Annotated in this window: 2 protein-coding genes and 1 pseudogene; all 3 read left to right on the forward strand. The window is 61.2% G+C overall.

The window, feature by feature from the left end:
- On the forward strand, positions 1 to 1,561 hold a 1,561-nt coding region (locus Q0S16_RS01460), incomplete at its 5' end, for a polysaccharide biosynthesis tyrosine autokinase (RefSeq protein ID WP_295844224.1).
- Positions 1,558 to 2,904 carry a VpsF family polysaccharide biosynthesis protein gene (locus Q0S16_RS01465; RefSeq protein ID WP_295844225.1) on the forward strand — a complete coding sequence of 449 codons (1,347 nt, stop codon included), beginning with the start codon at positions 1,558 to 1,560 and terminating at the stop codon, positions 2,902 to 2,904. The genes Q0S16_RS01460 and Q0S16_RS01465, both read left to right, overlap by 4 nt.
- 20 nt (positions 2,905 to 2,924) lie before the next feature.
- A pseudogene (locus Q0S16_RS01470) lies at positions 2,925 to 3,210 on the forward strand (glycosyl transferase); the annotation flags it as partial.

The following is a 3,210-nucleotide window of genomic DNA, read 5'->3' on the forward strand; positions in this document are numbered from 1 at the left end:
GTCGCAGGGCGTCACCGTGAACGATCAGCAAATCACCGACCTCAACAACAAGCTGATCTCCGCCCGTGTTCAGACCGCCGAAGCGCGCGCCAAGTTCGACCAGGTGCAGGAAATGACGAAATCCCGCGCCGATCCCGGCGGCATCAATGCGGTGATCTCCTCGGAAATGATCTCCAAGCTGCGCACGCAATATGCCGATATCGCCAAGAACAGCGCCGACCTTTCCAGCAAATATGGCCCGCGCCATCCGCTCGTCGCCAATGCCCGCGCCCAGCTCGCCGATACACAGCGGCTGATCAACGAGGAAATCCAGCGTATCCTGCAAAGCACGAAGCATGACTATGACATCGCGCTGTCTCGCGAGAATTCGCTGAAGGAGAGCTTTGACAAGCTGCAGGGCGTATCGAGCCAGTCCGGGCAGGCCCAGGTCCGGCTGCACGAGCTACAGCGCGAGGCCGAGGCCAATCGTACGCTCTATGAGTCCTATCTCGCGCGCTACAAGGAAGCTTCCGCGCAGGAAAGCCTGGAGATGCCGGATTCCCGCGTCGTCACCAAGGCCAGCATCCCCCTATGGCCATCGTCGCCCAAATCCACGTTGATCCTCGGCCTGGCCATCATGCTGGGCCTCGGCGCCGGGACGGTGCTGGCATTCCTGCTCGACTATCTGGATGTCCGCGTCAAGACATTGGAACAAGCCGAGCAGATTTCCGGCCTTCCGGCGCTGGCAGCGCTGCCGATAATTGGCGTTCGGGAACTGGCCGGACGCGCCAAACGCGGACGCAACGATCTCGGCAATTACGATCCGCGCACCATCCGGCTTCTGCCACCTTCGCTGCAGCCGCCGCTGATGCGCTATGCCATCGAAGAACCGGGAACCTTCTTCGCCGAGGCCATCCGCGCCGTCCGCCTCACCATCCAGCGCACCCTGCGCGTCGAGCCGATCAAGATCGTCGTGGTGACCTCCGCGCTCGAGGGCGAGGGCAAGACCACTCTCGCCACCAACCTTGCGCTGTCGCTGGCGACGCTCGGCATTCGCACGCTGCTGATCGACGGCGATCTTCGCAATCCCGGCCTCACGCGCGCGCTGTGTCCTCATGCCGAAACCGGGCTGCTGCAGGTCGCAATGGGTGAGGCGTCGCTGGAGCAGGCGTTGCTGGTCGATCGCGGTACCGGCCTATCGATCCTGCCATCGCCCGCTTCCAGCGATGCCAATTTCATCACCGAGCTAATGTTCTCGGAACGGATCACCGATCTGATGGATCATCTACGCCAGCGCTACGAAATCATCATCATCGATTCACCTCCACTGGTGCCGCTGGTCGACGGACGCGCGCTGGCCGAACTCGCCGATCGTATCGTGCTGGCGCTGGCCTGGAACCAGACCCCGCGCGATGTGGTGACCCACACCATGAACCTGCTGGCCCCCGTTCACGACCGCATCCTTGGTACGGTCCTCACGCAGGTCGACCTCAACAAGCTGCGGTTCTATGATTATTATCGAAGCTCCGCCTATCTCAAGCCCTATGGCGTAGCGACCGCAGCGGCGAGTGTCGCGCGATGATTCTGCCAAATCATCTTGCCGCAGCGGGCACGCCATATCGCCGCGCGCCGTTTACCGCTGCGCAGGTCGTCGACGTGATGGTCGCAGTGCTGATGCTGATCACGGTCGTGTCAATGTTCGCCGTTTCCTCGGCAATGCTGACCAACTGGAAAATCCATTATTTGACAAATGGCGGCGGCTTCTACGAGAAGCTGCACCCGGCCACCTACGCCGTGTTCCTCGCATCATTCTTGCTGCTGATACGCAATACCGATCCGATTGGCGAGATCAACCGGACACTGTCGCAATCCCGCCTGGTGCTGACCTATCTGTTTTGCTGGCTTTGTCTGCTGGTGCAGATGTTTGTACTCGCGCGCCCGTTCACGATCATCATCGATACGTTTCTATTGCCGGTCATATTGTGCCTCGTGATCTGGCGGCTGTCGGGCCAGCACAGGAGGTGGCTGGTCTGGGCGATCCACGCGACCATCCTGCTCAACGTCGTGCTCGGCTATTATGAATATTTTTCTGGTCATCGCCTGATTCCACTAACGCTTGGCAGTGTCCTGGTGCTCGGTGAATGGCGCGCCTCCGCATTCCTGGGACATCCCCTGACCGCGTCCGGCGTCATCGCGGCCTATGTGCTGGCGCTGGTATTGCGTCCGGCGCTGTGTCCGCGGATCGCCATTCGGGTGCCACTGATCACCGTCAGCCTGGGATCGTTGATGGCCTTCGGCGGCCGCACGGCATTGATGACGGTGCTGGCCATTCTCAGCTGTCTGGCGCTGGTCGAGGCCTTCAAGCTGTTTCGCGGCAAACGAACATCGCTGCTGATGGCGATCGTCACGTTGTGCATGGTCTTCGTCGCAGCCGGCCTCATCTTCGCCGCGCTCAACCTCGGCATCTTCGACAAGATGCTGCTGCGATTCTCCTCCGACAAGGGCAGCACGCTGGCGCGCTACGCCACTTTCAGCCTGCTGTCGCACTTTGACTGGCATGAGCTGATCCTGGGTCCCAGTCCGGTCCGGGTCAACGCGCTGCAGTCGCAGCTTGGCCTCAACTACGGCATCGAGAATTTCTGGGTTGCCAGCATCGTCCAGTTCGGCCTCGTCCATACCGCTCTGCTGACCATCGGGCTGGTGTGTTTCTTCATCGAAATCCTCAAGCGATCGAGCCTGGCGGCATGGGCGATCGTGCTGCTGATCCTGATGATCGCCGCAAGCTCGGTGAGTTTCTCGTCAAAGAACATCCAGCTTGCCCAGTTCATCGTTCTCATCACGCTGCTGCTGCCGACCCCGCCGCAACGTGCCCCGAAGGAACCACGCCCCCTGCCCCACGCCAGACACCGGGCCACCGCGGCGTAACGCCGAGATCAGGACATCGCATGGCGATCTATGTCGACCACACCCATCTGGGACGTCACGTCACCGGCCTAGAGCGGATCACACAGGAGCTGTTCTCGCGCGAAGCGCTGGCTCCGCTCGAAATTCTACCCGTGACATCGCAGGGAACCGCACAAATGGTGGCGACACAGACGTTCGGCCTGCCGTGGCGCCTCGCCACCTCGTCATCGATGCTGCTGTGCCCGGGATTTCCACCAAGTCCGCTGTTGCGACCATTCGCTTCGCGCGTGCTGCCTTACATCCATGACAACAGGAAGTCGTCATGGA

The sequence above is a fragment of the Tardiphaga sp. genome (genome assembly GCF_025356345.1).
Taxonomy (GTDB): domain Bacteria; phylum Pseudomonadota; class Alphaproteobacteria; order Rhizobiales; family Xanthobacteraceae; genus Tardiphaga.

Excerpts from the sequence above, each read along its gene's own strand:
- Q0S16_RS01465 (WP_295844225.1), top strand. The coding sequence starts at position 1,558 with ATGATTCTGCCAAATCATCTTGCCGCAGCGGGCACGCCATATCGCCGC.